This window comes from Pseudomonas sp. AD21 (assembly GCF_002878485.1).
Taxonomy (GTDB): Bacteria; Pseudomonadota; Gammaproteobacteria; order Pseudomonadales; family Pseudomonadaceae; genus Aquipseudomonas.
Map to the genome: position 1 here is coordinate 151,883 of NZ_NQYG01000005.1, position 19,461 is coordinate 171,343.

Consider the following 19,461-nt stretch of genomic DNA (forward strand, 5'->3'; position numbering starts at 1 on the left):
CTGACAATCCGCAATCGCGAGCAGGCTCACTCCTACAGGGGTTTGGTGAAACTCCGGTTATTTACGCATCCGCATCAACTCCGGCAGCCCGATCTTCAGCAGCCGCGCCGTGCGACTCTTGCCCAGCGCCTCGACGCCCTCATGCTCGGTCAGGCGGGCCATCTGCGCCGCCATGTTCATCACCAGCGCCTCACGGGAGTAGACCCCGCCACCGAGCTGGTAGACCGACGCAATCAACTCACGCAGCTCCAGCGGCAAGCGCCAGCGAGTGCGCAATGCCGAACCGTAGGCCGCGCCAAATTCCGCCAGCGCGTCGCCCACCTCTTCCCACTCATCCAGCTCTCCGCCGGCCTGTTTCCATTCCTGCAAACAACGCAGCAACGCCAGATCGCCGAGACGATGCAGCATGCCGGCGCAATAACAGCGCTCCTGATCCAGATCGAGCAGGCGCGCCAGCGTGCGCGCGTATTCGGCCGTGTGCAGCGACAGCCCCCAATAGCGTTCGGCGTAGTCCGCCAGACACGGGTCGCTGAGTTTGGCGCTGCGCTTGAGCGCCAGGCCGAGAATCAGGTTCATGCTCTGCCCGGTGCCGAGCCGATGCAGCGCTTGCCCCAAGGTCTGCACCGCCGCGCCATGATGCTGCGCTGCGCTGTTGGCCGCCGCGATCAGTACGGCGGTGATTTGCGGGTCAGTGCGGATTTCTTCTTCCAGCAGCTTCAGATCAAGGCCGCTCGGGTTCAGGCTGCGCTTCACCGCCACCTGCACATCGGTCATCAACGGCGCACCGTCGGCCTGTTCGCGGCGCCGCTCAAGGAACACCGACAGGGTCATGCCCGGCGCCAGGGTCGGCACCTCGCAGAACACCTCTTCGCCGGCATCCAGCAGCAGGCCCTGCAAGCGCTCGGTCAGGCTTTCCATGTTCAACGGTTTGGTCAGGTAGGCCGTGGGCGCCAGCGGTATGGCTTCGCGCACGCTGGCGCTGTCATTGCGGCTGCTCATCAGAATGAACGGCAGCGGCGGATTGCGTTTGCGCTGCCGCACACTGCGCAGCACGCTCAAGCCATCGATGCCCGGCAACTCCCAATCGACGATCGCCAGGTCATACGGCACTTCGCTGAGCAATGACAGGGCTTGCTGACCGTCGGCACACAGGTCCAGCCGCGCATCGCAACGGACGTTGAGCAACACTTGTTTGAGCAGGTCCCGAGACCACGGATCGGCCTCGGCAATCAGCACTCGGGGTACGGCGGGTAAATCAACGGCAGTCATGCGCGCTCTCCCTTGCAATGCCTGAACCTTAGCCAATGCTGGCCTTTCGATACAGCGTAAAAGCACTGGATGTGTTTCAAGCGGCGTAAAAAAACCCGCCGAAGCGGGTTTTTTGTCTATCCGGTCACACAGTGCGCGACTTACAGCTCCGAGAAGCACTCTTCGATGATCGCCAGGCCTTTGTCCAGTTGCTCGTCCGGCGAGGTCAGCGGTACGAGTACGCGCAGAACGTTGCCGTAGGTGCCGCAGGACAGCAGGATCAGGCCCTTGTCACGCGCCTTGGCCACAACGGACGCTACAGCGGCGGCGTTTGGCTTGTGGCTGTCGCCGTTTTCGAACAGCTCGACCGCGATCATCGCGCCCAGGGCACGCACTTCGCCGATCACCGGGTACTTGGCCTGGATGGCCTTCAAGCCGGTTACCAGACGCTCGCCGACAGCCTTGCAGCGGTCCAGCAGTTGCTCTTCTTCGAACACTTCCATCACGGCCAAGGCCGCGGCGCAAGCGATCGGGCTACCGGCGTAGGTGCCGCCCAGGCCGCCAGGGGCGATAGCGTCCATGTATTCGGCCTTGCCGCAGACACCGGCCAGCGGGAAGCCGCCCGCGATTGATTTTGCGAAGGTGGTCAGGTCGGCAGCAACGCCCATCTGTTCCATGGCGAAGAAGGTGCCGGTACGGCCAGCGCCGGTCTGCACTTCGTCAGCGATCAGCAGGATGCCGTGCTGGTCGCACAGGGCGCGCAGACGCTTCATGAATTCTTTCGGCGCGACGTAGAAACCACCTTCACCCTGCACAGGCTCGATGATGATCGCGGCGATGTCTTTCGGCTCGGCGTCGTTCTTGAAGATGCGTTCGATGGAAGCGATCGAGTCGTCGATGCTCACGCCGTGCAGTTCGTTCGGGTACAGCGCGCGGAAGATGCCGCCTGGCATCAGGCCCATGCCGGCCGAGTAAGGTACGACTTTACCGGTCAGGCCCAGGGTCATCATGGTGCGACCGTGGTAAGCACCGGTGAACGCGATCACGCCGGCACGACCAGTGGCGGCACGGGCGATTTTCACGGCGTTTTCCACGGCTTCGGAACCGGTGGTCACCAGCAGGGTTTTCTTGGCGAAATCACCTGGCACCTTGGCGTTGATCTTTTCGCACAGCTCAACGTACGGCTCGTAAGCCAGCACCTGGAAGCAGGTGTGAGTCAGCTTGTTCAACTGTTCGGTCACGGCCGCGATGATTTTCGGGTGCACGTGGCCGGTGTTCAGCACAGCGATACCGCCGGCGAAGTCGATGAATTCACGACCTTCGACGTCAGTCACGGTAGCGTTCTTCGCCGACTCGGCGAAGATCGGGTGAATCTGGCCAACACCACGTGGAACAGCTGCGGTACGGCGGGCCATCAGTTCAGCGTTAGTCTTGCTCATTACAGTCCTCATTCACCGCTCATCGGGCGGCGTGGCTCAAGGATTAAGCGGGAGGAATCGGCGGTGGCAGCATGCGATGATCGACTGCCACGGCGTTCCCGGCCGCAGAGAAAATTCCGGTTTGAAACGACGCAAAGGGACAGCGCTCTCGTGCCCTTTGCGTTTACAGCGATCCCTTTCTCGGCTTAGATGCCCAGGCAGAGGTATTTGATTTCCAGGTAATCTTCGATGCCGTACTTGGAGCCTTCACGGCCCAGGCCCGAGGCCTTGATGCCGCCGAACGGCGCGACTTCATTGGAGATCAGCCCGGTGTTGACGCCGACCATGCCGTATTCCAGCGCTTCAGCGACACGGAACACACGACCGAGGTCGCGAGCGTAGAAGTAGGAGGCCAGCCCGAACTCGGTGTCGTTGGACATCGCGATCACTTCGGCTTCATCTTTGAAGCGGAACAACGGCGCCAGTGGCCCAAAGGTTTCTTCCTTGGCCACCGCAGCGTTTTTCGGCACGTTGGTCAGGATGGTCGGCTCGAAAAAGTTGCCTTCCATTGGCTTTCCGCCAGCCAGCACGGGGGCGCCTTTGGCTACAGCGTCAGCGATGTGCTCTTGCACCTTGGCCACGGCTTTTTCGTCGATCAGCGGGCCCGTGGTGGTGCCTTCTTCCAGACCGTTGCCGATCTTCAGTTTGGCAACTGCCACCTTCAGCTTCTCGGCGAACGCATCGTAGACCGAATCCTGAATGTACAGGCGGTTGGCGCAGACGCAGGTCTGGCCATTGTTGCGGTACTTGGAAATGATCGCGCCTTCGACGGCCTTATCCAGGTCCGCGTCGTCGAACACGATGAACGGCGCGTTGCCGCCCAGTTCCAGCGAGACTTTCTTGATGTCCTTGGCGCATTCCGACATCAGTTGACGACCGATTTCGGTCGAACCGGTGAAGGACAGCTTGCGCACGATCGGGTTGCTGGTCAGCTCGCTGCCAATGTCGCCGGCGCTGCCGGAGACCACGCTGAACACGCCTTTCGGAATGCCGGCACGCTGGGCCAGCTCAGCCAGGGCGAACGCGGAGAATGGAGTTTGCGAAGCCGGCTTGAGCACCATGGTGCAACCGGCGGCCAGCGCAGGGCCGGCTTTACGGGTGATCATCGCCGCCGGGAAGTTCCACGGGGTAATCGCGGCGGTCACGCCGATCGGCTGCTTGATCACGATCAGGCGCTTGTCCGGCTGGTGGCCTGGAATCACGTCACCGTAGATGCGCTTGGCTTCTTCGGCGAACCACTCGATGAACGAAGCGGCGTAAACGATTTCGCCCTTGGCTTCGGCCAGCGGCTTGCCCTGCTCGAGGGTCATCAGACGCGCGAGGTCGTCCTGGTTCTCGATCATCAGTTCGAACCAGCGACGCAGCTTGCCTGCACGCTCCTTGGCGGTCAGTGCACGCCAGGCCGGCAGCGCTTTATCAGCGGCTTCGATCGCGCGGCGGGTTTCAGCGGCGCCCATTTTCGGCACAGTACCGAGGATTTCGCCGGTGGCCGGGTTGTTGACCTTGATCGTCTGACCGTTGTCCGCATCGACCCAAGCGCCATCAATGAAGGCTTGCTGGCGGAACAACAGGGTGTCTTTAAGCTGCATGTCGGCTTTCCTTAACAGCACCGCGGCCTGCGCGGAGCAAAATTATGATTGTAGAAAGGCGCCTCGCAAGGCTGCCGTCAGGGAAATCAGAGACCGGGTCAAGCCCATCAATCGTGCACGATTCGAAACACGTGCGGCTCAATACCCAGTCAAAGAGCGTTTGAAATCTCAAACGGATCGTAGGATCAAAGGGGTTAAAGGACAATAGGTCGTTCGAAAAAAAGAACAAAAACGACGTGTTTGTGGAAATTTCCAGATCAACGAGCAAAAAGCCCCGGCCGCAGCCAAACCATAGAACAGCCCGGCAAAAGCGCCAAGCGAGGGTTTTGCAGAACGTTACAGCTTTAAGGAATGCAGCGATTTCTCCCGACACGCGCCCTGACAAAACCCGCCAAAACCCAGCATGGACGCCCCGAGCCGACCTAGGTATGATGTCGCCCGCTGCACCAGTAGCTCAGCTGGATAGAGTACTGCCCTCCGAAGGCAGGGGTCGTGGGTTCGAATCCCGCCTGGTGCACCACTGATTTAAACGAGAAAGCCCCGGACTGTGATGGTCCGGGGCTTTTTTGTTGGGTGCTGATCCTTCATGCGACGGCGGTTACTCCGTCGTCCAGTCAAACTCATCGTAATCGTCGTCCTCGTCATCCTCTTCCTCCCCAACTTCCTCAAAAACCTCGTCTTCTTCCACGACGTCTTCTTCCGACTGGTTCAGCAGAAACTCCTTACGCGCTTCAGTAATCGCGCGCCGCATCTCCTCGCCCTTCTGCGGGCAGTTGAGGAGTTGGGCGATGCGGTCGATTTTTGGTGCCACGGAGTTCTCCAGCGTTCAGCCATGGCCCGATAGTGCGCGTTTTTGCCGGGCAATGCCAAATGGCTGGGCGATCAGGCGGTCAGTTATGGCGGATTTGTTCGAGTCGCCGGTCGAGGTCCACGTCGGGGTAGCGTTTGTGCAGGTTGTTGTACAACGCATCAGCGGCTTGCGACTGGCCGGATTCGCGCAGGCGCAGGACTTCGCGCAGTTGCGTGTCGAGGCCGTTGGCCGGGGCGGCGGCGCGTTTGCTGACTTTGGCTTCGTCGGCGCTGATTGCGCCGCTTTGCATCGGTGCAGCCATTTCCATCATCGGCGCCGGCGCGGGCATGGCGCCAGCGGGGGCTGCCAGCGACTGCGCTTCGGGGGCTTGTTTGCGCGCCAGTGGTGCGGCGGGTTTGGCGGCCGGGGCGAAGTCGAATCGAGGTTGCGGCTCCGGTGCACGTTGCACCAGCGACAACATCAGGGCCACGCCGACCAGGCTGGCGAACGCGACCTGCCAACGGGGTTTCTGGCAGGCTTGCAGCCAACGTTGCCACAGGCTTGGCTTGGGTGCCGGGGCGGCGCGGTGGGCAGCGGCGAGAATCAGCGCATCGAGGTGCTCTGGCGGTTCGCCGGTGTGTTGCTCGCGGTAATGCCTGAGCAGTTGTTCTTCGGGTGTCTGGCGGGCGTCAGTCATGTCAGTACCTCCTCGGCCAGCAGCCGACGCAGTTTTTGCTGGGCGTAGCGCAAGCGGCTCTTGACGGTTTCCAGCGGTGTTTCGGTGAGGCTGGCGATTTGCGCCAGGTCGAGGTCGCCATGGGCGCGCAGCAGGAACACTTCGCGCTGATCGGCGGGCAGGGTTTGCAGGGCGCTTTCCAGGCGCTGGCTGTCGCGGCTGAGGTTCAGCAGTTGTTCGGGATCGTTGGTCTCGTCGCCAACCGCATGCAGCTGTTCGTCGTAGCTGTCATGCAGCGGCTGATGAGCACCGTGTTTGCGCCAGTGATCGATCAGGCGATTGCGCGCAATCTGGAACAGCCACGTACGAAACGTCGCCCTCCCCTGAGGTTGACTGGCGCTGCGGATCAGGCTCAGCCAGGTGTCCTGAAACACCTCGTCAGCCAGTTCCGGTTTGCCGCTCAATCCCAGCAGAAACCGATACAACCCCTGACGATGGCGGGCGTACAAAATCTCGAACGCCGCGCTGTTGCCGCCGCGATAACGCGCCAGCAGCGTTTCATCGCTGCTGGCGGCCGGGCTGTCTGACGAAGCAAACAGCTGACTGATGAGGCCTTTCAGACGGCTCACTATTCAATCCGTCGCTCAGCGGGCATCGCATTCGACGCGGTTGAGGTGCGCAGGCTCTGCGCCAGTTCCACCAGTTGCACGAACTCGTTGCGCAAGCCGAAACGGTCATCGCCGCGCGCACCACGGGCCAGCGCTTCGGTGTCCTTGAGGCTGAAATCGCCGGTGTAACGACCATCCTTGAGTTGCTGGGAAAACGCCGCGACGGCGGCGGCAAAGCGCAGATCCTCGCTGGCCGGTGCGACCTGATTGGCAATCGGCCGCTCGATCAGCAGACTTTTCCCACCTTCGGGCTGTTGATAACGCACACGCAGCATCGCCAATTCCCCGTCCTTCGCCGCAACCGCCGCCTCCGATTTACCGTAGCGCAGCGGTTCCAGCCAGCCCCTCTCACCTGCCGGAACAATTTCATACAGCGCAGTCACCGTGTGTCCTGCGCCGACTTCACCGGCATCGACTTTGTCGTTGCTGAAGTCCTCACGCTTGAGCGCGCGGTTTTCGTAGCCGAGCAGGCGATATTCAGTGACCTGCGCCGGGTTGAATTCCACCTGCAGTTTGACGTTTTTCGCCACCACCGCGAGGGTCGAGCCCAGCTGATCCACCAGCACTTTGCGCGCCTCGCGCAAGTTGTCGATGTAGGCGTAGTTGCCATCGCCGGCGTCGGCCAACTGCTCCATCAAGTGTTCATTGTAGTTATCCACACCGAAACCCAGGGTGGTCAGGGAAATCCCGGTCTTGCGTTTATCCACAGCCATTTGCTTGAGGCTGTCGAAGTCGCTGATGCCAACGTTGAAGTCACCGTCGGTGGCCAGCAGGATGCGGTTGATGCCCTTGGGGATAAACGCTTGCTGCGCCATTTGATAGGCCAGTTCGATGCCCGACGCGCCAGCGGTTGAACCGCCTGCGGTCAATTGCTCGATGGCGGTGCGAATTTTCGCTTTCTCGCGTCCGGAAGTCGGCTCCAGCACCACCCGGGATTCGCCGGCATACACCACCAGTGAGACCCGGTCTTGCTCGCGCAATTGATCGACCAGCAACTTCAGTGTGCTTTTGACCAGTGGCAGACCTTCGCGGCGATCCATCGAGCCGGACACATCCACCAGAAACACCAGATTCGCCGGGGCCAGGTCCGCCGCAGCGCGGTCGGAGGTCTTGATGCCGATGCGCAGCAGACGGGTGTGCGGATTCCACGGGGTGGCGGCCAGTTCGGTGGTCACGCCAAATGGCGAATCATCGGTTGGCAACGCATAGTCGTAGGGAAAGTAATTGACCATTTCCTCCAGTCGCACCGCGCCTTCTGGCGGCAGACGCCCCTGATTGAGCAAACGCCGGACGTTGGCATAGGCGCCGGTGTCGACGTCGGCGCTGAAGGTCGAGACCGGGGACTCGGCGACGCTATGGATCGGGTTGTCGGCCAGCGCCTGATACTGCTCGCGCTGCTCGTCGCGGTAGCCCTGTGGATTACTGTCCGGGGCCGGCATCGCGGTGAAACTGGCGATCGGCGCCGCACGCGCACTGCGTTTGGCCATGGCGACATCGGCCATAACCGCTTCGTGCTGAATCGAAGCCTGCGGCTGGGCGGGCGCCGGGACGGCGGCCGACTCCGGATTGGAAGACACGCCGCAACCGGCGACGGCCAACAGCACACCGACCGCAACAGGTCGCAGGAAAGGCAGAGAACGGGACATGGGGGCTGACCTCGGGATGAAAGTGATCCATTCATCCTCTGAGACGGGCAACCCCTTCAGTTCGGGTTAAACGCCGCGGAAATTATTTTCAGCGGTGATAACGCCGCACCACACTGCTGTTACGCAGGACGTGGCCTTTGATCTTGTCCATCAGCTCGGCACGGGTCAGGCCGGCCGGCAAGGCGTCCGGGGCGAGGTCCAGGGCGTAGATCTGGATGATGTAGTGGTGAGCACTGTCGCCAACCGGTGGGCAAGGCCCGATGTAATTTGTAGTGCCTTTGCTGTTGGTACCGCCCACACCTTCGAGGTTGGACTTGGCGCCGACACCGGCCGGGATCTGCCGGGTAGTGGCCTTGATGCCGTAGTGAATCCAGTGATCGACACCCATGCCTTTCTGACCGTCCGGGTCATGCATGACGATCGCGTAGCTCTGGGTGGCGCTGGGGCCAGCGTTCCAGGCCAGCGCCGGCGACTGGTTCTTGCCGCCACAGCCGGCCGAATCGCTCGCTGCGGCCGAGGTGAACAGGCGATTGTCCGAGACTCCGGGGATGTCGAGGGTAAAGCGCTCGGCTGCCTGCGCCGGAAACTGCACGCAAAGGGCGACGGCAACGGCCGCCAGCCAAGGGTTGAGAGAGGTCAATCGGGTCATTCCGGGAGCACCTTGTGCAGTTGGGCCTTCGTCGGCCTGCAAACTATAGCTGTACCGTTGATGCTGTGGCAGTAGCAATTGGCTGAACCTCGCACTGTGCCGCAAACTCGTAAGAGAAATACCCGCGAGGAAGCCGATCATGTCCCTGCACCGTGTCGCCCTTTTCGCCGATGTTCCTGCAGACCGTGGCCTGCCAGTCGAAATCGGCGACTGCAAGATAGTTCTGCTGCGCGCAAACGGCCAGCTACGGGCCTTTCAGGGCGAATGCCCACATGCCGGCGCGCCGCTGGCTGACGGCGCGCTGTGTCACGGACGCCTGATCTGCCCGTGGCACAAGGCGGCGTTTCGCGCCGAAGACGGTGCATTGTGCGAACCGCCGGCCCTCGACAGCCTCAAGCGTTATCCGCTGGAGTTACGGGGCGAGGAGGTCTGGGTCGACGATCAACCGATGCCGGATGCGCATACACCGCCGGCAGATGATCCGCGCACGTTCGTGGTTGTCGGTGCGGGCGCAGCCGGTACCGCGTGTACGGCGGCACTGCGCGAGAAAGGTTTTGGTGGCCGAATCATCATGATCGACCGCGAACCGGACGCCGCTTACGACCGCACGGTGCTGAGCAAATTTGTCCTCGCCGGTGAGATGACCGCGCAGGACACCCCGCCACTGCGTGATGAAAATTTTTATAGAGAGCAGCGCATCGAACGCCGGCAAGGCGAAATCACTGCCCTCGATGCCTCAGCGCAAACCCTGCAGTTTGACGACGGCCAGTCCCTGCACTACGACGCGGCAGTGCTCGCCACCGGCGGCGCGCCCAACCCCCTGCTATTGCCCGGTGCCAATCTGCCGCAGGTGTTTGTCCTGCGCTCGAAAGCGCAGGCCGAACAGATCATGCGCGCGGCCAGACCCGAGCAGCGTGCGGTAATCATCGGCGACAGCTTCATCGCCCTCGAATGCGCCTCGGCCTTGCGCCAGTTCGGTCTCGACGTCACGGTCATCGCCCGCCACGTCATTCCGTTCGCCGCACAGTTTGGCGAAGCCGTGGGCAAGGCGATCCGTGCACTGCACGAGGCGCACGGGGTGAAATTCATCACCGATCACGAAGCCCGGGAAGTCACTGGCGACGGCAAGGTCGAGGCGGTGTTGCTGGACAACGGTTTGCGCGTGTCGGCGGATCTGGTGCTGGCGGGGGTCGGCGTGCATCCGGCCACCGAGGCATTTGCATCGCTGCCAAGGGAGAAAGACCAGTCGCTGCACGTCGATGCCGGCCTGCGCGTCTGCGCAGGGTTATGGGCGATTGGCGATATCGCCACCTTCACCCTGAACGGTCAGCCGCAACGCATTGAACACTGGCGTCTGGCACAGCAGCACGGGCGCATCGCCGCCGCCAACATGCTCGGCGCTGATGAGCATTATCTGGATGTGCCGTTTTTCTGGACCTGGCACTTCGGCAAGAACTACGACTACCTGGGCCATGCCAGTCAGTGGGATGAGGTCGAGTTCAAGGGCGAACCCGAACAGCCGCCCTTTATCGGCCTGTTCGGTCACAACGGCGTGGTGGTCGCCGCCGTGGCCTGTGAAGAAGAGCGGGCCATGGCGATGCTGGCCGAACGAATGAAGCAGCCGCTGCCCATGGAAGAGGCGTGGCGGCTGATTCGCGCGCTCAGCTAGGCCGATTCAGCGGATCACGGTTATCGTCGTCCTCGGCGTGCAGAAAGATCACCCGAGGGTGCTCCAGCGGCGCCAATGGAGGTGGTAACTCCGCCGCCCCCAGCGGACGGAAGTTCAGCACCACATGGCTGATATCACCGTCCTGATCGTTGTGAATGGTCATCACCCCAGGCGTGCGCAACGTCTGCAAACGCCCATCGCACAGGCGGAAGCTCTTGCTCAGCCCTTCATCGTCCACCACTGGCGCCGGCAAACGGCGCTGGGCAAAGCTTCTGCTCTTGCGCTGTTGATAGCGAGCCCAGGCAATCAGGATCACCGCGTTGACCAGCGCCACCCACAGGTAGATGTGCAAGGTGCCCAGTGCTTCGAACGCCGAGTTGTCGATTCGCGGCCCACCGGCATGAGTGTCGATCAGCGGCCACAGCCCGCGTATCAGCAGAAACAGCAAGCCGACCCAGGCCAGTACGGTGAGGATCACATCGATCACGACCAGAAAGGGGCGCTGACGGGTCCGGATGATTTTCATTTGATGACCTCCTCTTCGTCGTCTCCCGCCGGTTTGATACCCCGGTCAGGGCTGACCCAACGCGCACGCTTCTGATGCTGCCCGAACAACACCTTGGGGAAGCTGACCAGCGTGGTCAGCAGGCTGATGAACCAGAACACCAACGGATACCAGACCACCCAGAACATGGTGCGTCCCAGGCCCGGTTCGTAGCGCCGATCAATGATGATGCTGACGGCAAACTGCACCAGACAGACGAACGCCAGCAGCAGCCCGGTGAACGCCGGCGGCATCAGATGGTGAACGGCAATGGCATCCGGCATGACCACGAACTTGCCCACCGCCCAGAAAATCACCGACAGCAGGAAGGTGAAAGCCCAACCGGTCGACAGGCAGTATTCGAACAGCAGCGGCCATAGGTAACGATGGCGGTACTGCCAGATCCCGCGAATGTTCTTGAACAGCACCTCGGCACCGCCCTGGGCCCAGCGCAGGCGCTGTTTCCACAGGCCGCCGAGGGTTTCCGGCATCAGGATCCAGCACAAGGCGCGCGGCTCGTAGAAGATGCTCCAGTGATCGAGTTGCAGCTTCCAGCTGATGTCGATGTCTTCGGTGATCATGTCCGGGCTCCAGTAGCCGACCCGGTTCAATGCGGTACGGCGGAACGCGACGATGACGCCGGAAACGGTGAAGATCCGTCCGAATACCCGCTGCGTGCGCTTGATCAGTCCGATGATCGAGGAGAACTCACCGACCTGCACCCGCCCGACCAGGGTCGAACGTGTGCGAATCCGTGGGTTGCCGGTCACCGCGCCAAGCCGCGCATTGTCGAGCATCGGCGCCACCAGATAGGCCGCGGTGTTCGGCGCCAGCAGCGCATCACCGTCGATGCACACCAGATATTCGCTACGTGCAGCGATGGCGCCCATGCGCAGGGCCACGGCCTTGCCCTGGTTTTCCGCCAGATGCAGGACCCGCAACCGTGGGTCTTCCTTGGCCAGCGCGTCCAGCACTTGCGCGGTGTTGTCCTTGGAGCCGTCGTTGATCGCAATGACTTCAATGTTCGGGTAATGCTGACCCAGCGCCGCGTGAATCGTGTCGGCGGCGTTGTCGCCTTCGTTGTAGCAAGGGATCAGGATCGAGATCAGCGGCTCGCCTTCCAGCGGCGGCGGCAGGGTGTCGTCCTTCCACGGCCAGTGGCGCTCCCAGTGCAGCCAGAAATACAGGCCGCCGGAAATCCACAGGCCGGACATGAACAACGGGTAGAAGAACACGAAGTCCATCAGGAACTGCCCGGTGACCAGAAAGATCAACCCCAGCGGCACGCCGAGGACGAGCGCCAGAACAAGCAGGGCTAACAGTCTATCCAGCATGTCATGGGTTCCATTTGTTGGAGAGCGCAGGCCTTACGGTTTTCAGGTCCGGCAGGTTGTCGAGGAAGTTGTCCGGGTAGTAACCGAAACTGTTCGCGCCCTGGCGCTTGAGCCGGCCCATCCAGTCGGCCAGTCGTGCGCCGTCAATGTCGGCCTGGTCCTTTTTCGTCCAGTCGCGGGCCTGCAGTTCGAACACCGTGTGATCCAGTGCACCGGGGCGCTGCTTGATCTTCGCCACCAGTTCTTCGAGCCACGGGCCGGATTGCGCCAGGGTCTGCTTCTCCATCAGCGGCATGGCCATCGGCGCCGTCCAGTCGTAGGTCACGAGGAAGTCGTCGAGGTTCTGTGCAAACCAGGCTTCGCTGTCGGGGTTGAGGATCGGTTCGGCAAAGATGTTGCGTGCGGTCTCCACCTGCGGGCCACGAATCGCCCGGACCTTGGCGGTCAGTTCATTGGTGAAATCGATCAGGTAGCGGCTCTTGAAGCGCGTCCAGCGCTGCATCGCTGCCGGATCATCGCGAAGCGCGGCAATCGACCCCGGCAAACCCTGCGCGGCATAGGCTTTCAAGGCCTGGGGGCTGGCGTCTTCGAAGTCCGAGAGCACCGCGTCGTCGTGGTAGAGAATGCCGTCGACCGAGGTCAGGCGCGCCACGTCTTCGTAGATTTCACCGATGATCCTCCGTACTTCCGGATCGAACGGCGACAGGCGCTGATACTGATCCGGATCGACCGCAGTGGTGCCAGTCTTCGGATCCCAGCGAGTCACACGCGGCAGTTTCGCATCGAGGCCAAAACTGAGCACCGGCATCCAGGCGAACACCTTCACATGGGCGCGGGTGCGCAGTTGCCAGGCGACGCGGTCGAAGATGTCGGCGCGTACTGGCAGGTGACGGTTGGGGAAGTACAGCGAGTGCACCAGACCGTCACCCTTCGGATCAGCGAAGGCCTGCAGGAACACGGTGTTGGCGCCCATGTCAGCCATGCGCTGGATCAGCTTGCCAAGGTTGATTTCCTGCTGCGCCGGGTCCGGGTCATAGACATTGTCCAGATCGACGTGGACCACGCGCATGGTGAAATCCGCCTGCGCCGCGACGATGCTGTTGGCGAAATGCTCGCCGTCAGGATCGGAGGCCACCAGGAAGCGCGGGCTGCTCATCAGGTTGTCGAGGGCGTCGAGACCGTCGTCCAGAGTCAGGGCCATTTCGTAGCCCTGCTCGCCGACCACCGCCAGCGAAGTGCCGTCCGCCGCGCCGTACGGCCAGACCCAGATGCGCGGTTTCTTGCCGGTGACCTTGCGGATCTTTTCCGAAATGGTCGCGACGTCGTTGCGGATCCGTGCACGGAAATCCTCTTCGGACTCGTAGCGCTTGGTGACCGGATCGTAGCGGCGGGTCGCCGCCGCCGGCTGCAGGTTGCCCTGCGGGTTGGCGAGGATGCCTTTGTGACTGGCGTCCGTGTGCGCGGCGATTTCCACCAGCCCCGACTGCGAGATTTCCCGCACCTGATCCCAGGTCAGGAAGTCGGTTCGTGCCCGTGGCGCGCCGGCGAAATCCACCGGTTGATTGAGCGGCGTGTCGATCCACACGCCGACCGGCGCCAGCAAGGCGTGCCAGTTGTAGGCGCGCAGCAGCGGCAGCACGCGGGTATAGAAGCTTGAGTAACCGTCGTCGAAGCTGAGCAGGATCGCCTTCGGTGGCAGTTCCGGGCCGCCTTTGCGCGCGGCCATGATCTGGTCGACGGTGACCGGTTTGTAGCCGTTCTCGCGCAGCCACGCGAGTTGCTCGATCATGCGCTCGGTGCGCACCGCCACCACGGCCTGATCGGGGTCACGGTCTTCGACGTCGTGATAGGCGATACCCAGCACATGGTTTTTCGGCCACGGCTTTTCATTGGCCGCTACCGGACGCTGCGACGGCGGCGCGAAGGCCGGAGCTTGCTGGGCGCAGGCGCTGACCAGCAGCACTCCCAGCAAAAGGATGAAACGCGTAATCAAAGGCATCTTCAAACTCTTCTAGAAGCGGAAAGTGAGGTCGACAAGCAGACGCAGATCGGTCTCCCGATCACCGTCGTAGGGCCGGTTGATCACACTGAACAAGCCGCCCACCTCGAACACGTCGTTCCAGGCATAACGCTGGCCGTAGCCGAGCATCGCCATGCCGCCGGTGCCGTGATCACGCTGGCTGTAGGTGCCCGCACCGGCCTGAAACTGCTGGCTCCACGAGGTTTCGTAACGGTGGTAGAGCACATGGTTGACGTTGACCGTCGGCATGACGCTGAAGTCCGACTTCGGGTTGAAGTACGGCACATCCTCGGAATTGGAGTTGTGGCTGGGACCGACTTCCAGACCGGCATCGACCTGCACGTTCGGCGCGCTGTAAACGCCCTCGCGTCCAGTCAGTAAAGCCTCGACGCGATTGTTGCCATCGCTGAAGTGCGACGGGCTGACCGACAGCCGCCACTCACGGCTCTCGTTGGCGCGCCAGCGGATGAACGCGTTGCCGCCATTGGCCTTGATGTCGCTGTTGAGGGCGCGCAATGGCGTATCGGCCGACAGATAAGCGAAGCTGCCGCCGTACTGCCAGTGGTCATCGATGTCGCGGGCAATCGCGATGCGCGCGCCCTGCTTGGCGCCGTAACCGTAATCGTGGTTGGAGACTTCGGCTTCCAGGCTCATGTCGCGGGTGCGCCGTTCCAGGCCAACGCGCTGGAAACGGTCGGTGCCGGTGCCTTCGGCAAAGTCGCCGGTGGCATAGCCGGCGCCGACGAACACACGCCAGTCTTCATCGATCGGCGGGCTGTACAGGGTGCTCTGGATGCCGAAATCGCGGCTGCCACTGACCGCACCTGCACCACCGCTACCGCCGCCTCCATTGGCTTTGCCACCGTAGGCTTCGACGCGCAGTTCGGACATGTCGTGCACTTCGCGCTCACGGGCCGCGCGTTGTACCTGACGGTTGTCCGGGAAACGCTCGACCACGTCATCGGTCAGCGCATCCATCTGCCGCCATTCCTGCAAGGTCATCGCGGTGCGCGCCTGGGCCACCTCCAGACCCATGTCACGGGGCACCATGCTCTCGGTTTCCTTGAGCTGGTTTTCGGCGCGGCGTGGCCACTGACGGGCCAGATACAGGTCGGCCTGGGCCAGACGCAGGCCGACGTTGCCCGGCGCCTGATCGACCAGTGTCTGCAGGCGTTCCTCGCCGTGCGGCAGGTCGGAGCCGTAGGTACCGGCCTGCGCCGCGAGTTGCTGGGCGTCCATCCATTCGTCATTGGGGTTGCCGATCGGCAGGCCCTTGAGCTCGACCCTTGGATTCTGGCTCTTGGCCAGATCCTCGGCGACTTTGCGCGCCTCTTCGGCGCGGTCGCTTTCCAGCAGCGAGTAGTACAACGCCGTGGAGTCTTCGAGGCGATCACCCACATCGGCATCCGGCGCTGACAGCACCTGACGATACAGGTCGGTGGCGATTTCCGGCTGGCGCTGATCCAGATACGACGCCGCGACCCACCGCAGGGCGTAGGTCGGAATCTTCACGCCTTCGGCTTGCAGCTTTTGATATTCGGTAATGACCTGGGCGGTGCGTGCCCGGGCCTTGAGCGCGCCCATGCGGTCGATGCGCCAGCGAATCACGTCATCGTGGGCGCTGGCATCCGGAGTCCAGGTGGCGAGCAATTTGTCGTAGTCGGCCAGCGCGCGATCAGCGATCACGTAGCGTTCCTTTTCGCTGCGGGCCGCGAACTCGGCCAGACGCACGCGCTCGGCGGCCAGATCGCCTTCGAGACGACGCAGGGTCACCGGGTCGATCAGCCCTGGCCGTTGATTGGCCAGGCGCAGCGCCGGTTCCGGCAGACGCGCCTTTTGCAGGGCGACCACGTATTCACGTGCGACTTCCGGCTTGCTGCCGGCGCGGATGAACGCCTGATCGTATTCAAACAGGGCGTCGTACTGCTTGCCGGCGCGGGTCAGGGCATAGCCCAGCGCGAGTCGACGGGAGGGATCATCCGGTTTGGCGGCAACCAGCGCCTTGGCGCGGGTCACGGCTTCGTCGGGTTTGCCCGAGTCCGCCTGAGTCAGGGCCAACCCCAGTTGCAGGTCGGGGTTGCCCGGCTCCAGCGCCAGGGCCTTGTTGTAGACCTGAGTCGCCTGATCCCAACGCTTGAGGTTGCGATAGGCGCGTGCGGTGGCGGTCAGTGCCTGCACCGGCAGCACCCGGTCACGGCCCTGGGTTTCATAGACCTGCACCACTTCGGCGTCGAGACCCGCCCAACTGGCGATCTGCAGGTGGTCGCTGATCTGGCCGGTGGTCGACTGGCCAGGCGGCACCTGACGCAGCACGTTCAGCGCCGGCGTGGTCTGCCCGGCACGGGCATCACGCACCATCTGATCATAGGGAGTATCGGCAAACGCCAATGCCGGCCAGAGCAACTGGCTGCACAGCGCAACGCGAAACAACGGGCGTAGACCACGATGTAAAACGGGAACATCAATACGCGGCATTCGTCAGCATCCTTACATGGCCAGCCGGGTCGCAATGCCCCCCTTGCCCATTCGTAACGGAGACTGAGCCAATAAAGACTCAGCCAAGCTTAGTCAGGCAGTCTTGCATGCAAGCGTAGTTGAATATCCCGATCACAATAATTGTTCAGAATCGTGGCGCCGGATCAGCCGGACACCAGACAGCAAAACGCCCGGCGTCTGCGGGATACAGAGGCCGGGCGTTGTTATTTAGAACGCAGTATTACTGCACTTGCGTGACGCCAGCGAACTTGCTCATCAGGAAGCCGACGAACTGCTCAACGGTCATCTTCTGGCCGTTGAATTCCACTTGATTGGCGGCGTAATGCAGTTTGGTCACAACATTGGTGCCGTCGATGGTCGCCAGCTGCGAGCCGACCGCCATGCCAGAGAACATGTCGGCACCGGCGCTCGCCTGGTCGACAATGGCTTTGGCGTCAGTCTGGCCGTCAAGTTGCGCCTGGACGCTGAGCAGATCGATCAGCATCGGCTTGGACACCTGGACATTCAGATCCAGCAGCGCGATCAACTGTTTGCCCAGTTGATCTGGCGGCAGGTCCATCGACGGCGGCTTGGTCAGGTCGATCACCAGACTGGCGCGGCTTTCACCATTGGCGGTCTTCAGCGACAGGTTTTCCAGCGCAACCTGTGGGCCGGCGCCCAGCAGTTTCTGCAGATCCGCCTTGACCTGCGCCGATTCGGCTTCGGTCAGGTTCAACTCCGGTGCCGGCAAGCCAGCTTCGGCAGCGGCCGCCGCTTCTTTCTCGTACGGCTGCAATTTGGTCTGGTAGATCTGCATCAGCGACATTGTCGACGGGATGTCGAGGTTCTTCAGGCTCATGGCCATGCTGGCCGAGCCGATTTTCTTGTCGTTGAGGGTCACTTCACTGACCTTGTAGTCGGCACGGCCAGAGGCGTTACTGCCGCTCTCTTCGGTGAGGTTCTTCATTTCGAAGTTCTTCACGCCGAGAACCGACTGCTTGGGACCGAAGGTGGTTTTGCTGCTGGTCAGCTCAAGAGTGTTTTCCCCGGTGTAGTAGCCGTAGCTGCTCTTGGTCAGGTTGCTGGCCAGGGTCAAACCGTTGAGTTCGACCTGCACCGGCGCCTGGTCTTGCGCCACGGTGACCAGCTTCAGGTTGTCCATGTAGCCGTCAGCCTTGACCTTCTGCGCCTGGGCACTGGCGGAGATGTTCAGGGTCAGGCCGGAGAATTTCAGGCTCGACTGCTCGTCCAGCGCAGTTTCCAGCGGCAGCAGTTCGACGCTGCTGGTGGTGGATTCGTCGTAGCCGATGTTGGTCACGCCTTTGAGCGGCGCGGCGCCCTTGGCGGCGGCAAACCATTTTTCGGTGGCCGGGTTCTTTTCCAGCTCGAAGTTGCTGGTGGCCATGACCGGCAGCCACTTCAGCGACACCAGACGCGAGAACGGCAGCGGGCCGTGCTCGATGTGGTCGACGAACAGCAGCTCGACCGGCGCGTCACCGAACATCTCGCCTTCGCCCTTGAGGCGGTAGTGCGCGGTGCTGGTGAAGGTGTGACGCTCCAGCGACACCAGTTCCAGCGATGCACTGCCATTGGAGCCGGCCATCGCGGTCTGCAGCTCTTTGTTGGCGTTGGTCACGGCGTTGTTCAGCACGCCTTCAATCTTGGTCCCGGTATACCAGGCCCCGCCGGCACTGATGGCGCCGATCGCTACAACAATCCCGAGAAGCACGCCTGCTGATTTATTCATGAATGACCTGATCAATGTCCGTGGCTGAAAGTGTGGTCGTCTTCCCTGAACCCGTGACCGGGTTGCGGCTCGACTCCGCTGAAATTAACGATGGAGATTAGCACTGGGTGCGCGAGACGGCCCAATGTTTAAAGGTTAAAGAGTGTCTATGGGGAGTGTGGACAGTCGACAGGCAGGGAGAGTTGCAGTGTTTTCAGGCCGTCTTCGCGAGCAGGCTCGCTCCCACAGGTACAGCGTTGTCCTTGTGGGAGCGAGCCTGCTCGCGAAGAGGTCAGTGAAGGCAATGCACATCAGGAATACTGGACCTCGATCTCATCGAGTTGATGATCAAAGCTCTTGAGCCGCGCCGTCCAGGTATACACCAGCACTTCAAAATCCCGATCGATCACCGCCCCGCCCGGCCCGTCGGCCCGGGGATCGCAGAAGTCCAGCTGATAACGTTCACGGGCCATGGCCGTGGCGACATCCGACAGTTCACGGGCGTTGTTGAGCCAGTGCCAGCCTTCATCGGCAATTTGCTTGTCGAGCTCCAGGCACTGTTTTTTCAGGGCTTCGAGGCTTTTTTCCAGCGGTGTGCCGGTGAGTTCGCCCATCACCTCGGCGAAGGTGCGCCCCGGTTGCCAGTAGCTGCCCCAGAAGTAGCGATCAAACACGGTTTCGACCCGGCGCAGGGCGACTTTGGTGTCCCAGATCAGCACCAGAGTCTTGCCTTGTTCAAGCTGCCGTTTCTTGACCCGCTGCACCTGGATCGACGCCCAGGCCACCACCACGATTGCCATCACCGCGATCAACGCGGTGGCGCTGTCGAGGAAAACCATGGCCTTGTCGATCTGGTGGGCCAGCATGATGCCGTAGAAATAGGTGGCCGATAGCAGCACCAGCGCTACCAGGGCGCACCAGAAGCCGAGAGCGTAAGGGTTTTTCATTA

The 19,461-nt window shown here is 62.0% G+C and carries 15 protein-coding genes and 1 tRNA gene; 2 read left to right on the forward strand and 14 right to left on the reverse strand.

Annotated elements, in window-relative coordinates; translation table 11 throughout:
- Positions 1 to 57: 57 nt before the first annotated feature.
- The 3 genes from PseAD21_RS04995 to gabD form a co-directional block, all read right to left on the reverse strand.
- Positions 58 to 1,269, reverse strand: a complete 1,212-nt coding sequence (locus tag PseAD21_RS04995; protein WP_102354736.1) for a response regulator — start codon at positions 1,267 to 1,269, stop codon at positions 58 to 60.
- Positions 1,270 to 1,409: 140 nt separating this feature from the next.
- Positions 1,410 to 2,687: a 4-aminobutyrate--2-oxoglutarate transaminase gene (gene gabT, locus PseAD21_RS05000; RefSeq protein ID WP_007917687.1), complete on the reverse strand. Its 1,278-nt coding sequence runs from the start codon at positions 2,685 to 2,687 to the stop codon at positions 1,410 to 1,412.
- Positions 2,688 to 2,872: 185 nt separating this feature from the next.
- Positions 2,873 to 4,315 carry an NADP-dependent succinate-semialdehyde dehydrogenase gene (gene gabD, locus PseAD21_RS05005; protein ID WP_102354737.1) on the reverse strand — a complete coding sequence of 481 codons (1,443 nt, stop codon included), beginning with the start codon at positions 4,313 to 4,315 and terminating at the stop codon, positions 2,873 to 2,875.
- Positions 4,316 to 4,758: 443 nt separating this feature from the next.
- Here gabD and PseAD21_RS05010 point away from each other — a divergent pair.
- Positions 4,759 to 4,835: transfer RNA gene (locus PseAD21_RS05010), tRNA-Arg, on the forward strand.
- 78 nt (positions 4,836 to 4,913) lie between these two features.
- Here the strand turns inward: PseAD21_RS05010 and PseAD21_RS05015 are convergent.
- The 5 genes from PseAD21_RS05015 to PseAD21_RS05035 form a co-directional block, all read right to left on the reverse strand.
- Entirely contained in the window at positions 4,914 to 5,126 is a 213-nt protein-coding gene (locus tag PseAD21_RS05015) for a hypothetical protein (protein ID WP_102354738.1), read from the reverse strand.
- A 79-nt stretch (positions 5,127 to 5,205) separates the two neighbouring features.
- On the reverse strand, positions 5,206 to 5,802 hold the full coding sequence (locus PseAD21_RS05020) for a hypothetical protein (RefSeq protein ID WP_102354739.1): 597 nt from the start codon (positions 5,800 to 5,802) through the stop codon (positions 5,206 to 5,208).
- Positions 5,799 to 6,380 (reverse strand): RNA polymerase sigma factor, encoded by a 582-nt coding sequence (locus tag PseAD21_RS05025; RefSeq protein WP_178082090.1) that lies wholly within the window; start codon positions 6,378 to 6,380, stop codon positions 5,799 to 5,801. Before PseAD21_RS05025 ends, PseAD21_RS05020 begins: the two co-directional genes overlap by 4 nt.
- 29 nt (positions 6,381 to 6,409) lie before the next feature.
- On the reverse strand, positions 6,410 to 8,095 hold the full coding sequence (locus PseAD21_RS05030) for a VWA domain-containing protein (protein WP_102354741.1): 1,686 nt from the start codon (positions 8,093 to 8,095) through the stop codon (positions 6,410 to 6,412).
- An 88-nt stretch (positions 8,096 to 8,183) separates the two neighbouring features.
- Positions 8,184 to 8,744: a YbhB/YbcL family Raf kinase inhibitor-like protein gene (locus PseAD21_RS05035; protein WP_102354742.1), complete on the reverse strand. Its 561-nt coding sequence runs from the start codon at positions 8,742 to 8,744 to the stop codon at positions 8,184 to 8,186.
- 139 nt (positions 8,745 to 8,883) lie between these two features.
- Here PseAD21_RS05035 and PseAD21_RS05040 point away from each other — a divergent pair, with 139 nt between their 5' ends.
- Positions 8,884 to 10,413: an FAD-dependent oxidoreductase gene (locus PseAD21_RS05040; protein WP_102354743.1), complete on the forward strand. Its 1,530-nt coding sequence runs from the start codon at positions 8,884 to 8,886 to the stop codon at positions 10,411 to 10,413.
- Here PseAD21_RS05040 and pgaD read toward each other — a convergent pair.
- The 6 genes from pgaD to PseAD21_RS05070 form a co-directional block, all read right to left on the reverse strand.
- The gene (gene pgaD, locus PseAD21_RS05045; RefSeq protein WP_102354744.1) at positions 10,406 to 10,939 is read right to left on the reverse strand and encodes a poly-beta-1,6-N-acetyl-D-glucosamine biosynthesis protein PgaD; all 534 of its coding nucleotides are present in this window, start codon (positions 10,937 to 10,939) and stop codon (positions 10,406 to 10,408) included. The two genes, PseAD21_RS05040 and pgaD, sit on opposite strands and share 8 nt — an antisense overlap.
- Positions 10,936 to 12,291 carry a poly-beta-1,6-N-acetyl-D-glucosamine synthase gene (gene pgaC / locus PseAD21_RS05050; protein ID WP_102354745.1) on the reverse strand — a complete coding sequence of 452 codons (1,356 nt, stop codon included), beginning with the start codon at positions 12,289 to 12,291 and terminating at the stop codon, positions 10,936 to 10,938. The genes pgaD and pgaC overlap by 4 nt, the downstream gene beginning before the upstream one ends.
- Before the next feature lies 1 nt (position 12,292).
- Positions 12,293 to 14,290 carry a poly-beta-1,6-N-acetyl-D-glucosamine N-deacetylase PgaB gene (gene pgaB, locus PseAD21_RS05055; protein ID WP_102354746.1) on the reverse strand — a complete coding sequence of 666 codons (1,998 nt, stop codon included), beginning with the start codon at positions 14,288 to 14,290 and terminating at the stop codon, positions 12,293 to 12,295.
- A gap of 12 nt (positions 14,291 to 14,302) precedes the next feature.
- A complete protein-coding gene (gene pgaA / locus PseAD21_RS05060) occupies positions 14,303 to 16,786 on the reverse strand; it encodes a poly-beta-1,6 N-acetyl-D-glucosamine export porin PgaA (RefSeq protein WP_102354747.1) in 2,484 nt (827 codons plus the stop codon).
- A gap of 241 nt (positions 16,787 to 17,027) precedes the next feature.
- Positions 17,028 to 18,533: a YdgA family protein gene (locus PseAD21_RS05065; protein WP_102354748.1), complete on the reverse strand. Its 1,506-nt coding sequence runs from the start codon at positions 18,531 to 18,533 to the stop codon at positions 17,028 to 17,030.
- A gap of 290 nt (positions 18,534 to 18,823) precedes the next feature.
- Positions 18,824 to 19,459, reverse strand: a complete 636-nt coding sequence (locus PseAD21_RS05070; RefSeq protein WP_025113416.1) for a hypothetical protein — start codon at positions 19,457 to 19,459, stop codon at positions 18,824 to 18,826.
- Positions 19,460 to 19,461 lie beyond the last annotated feature (2 nt).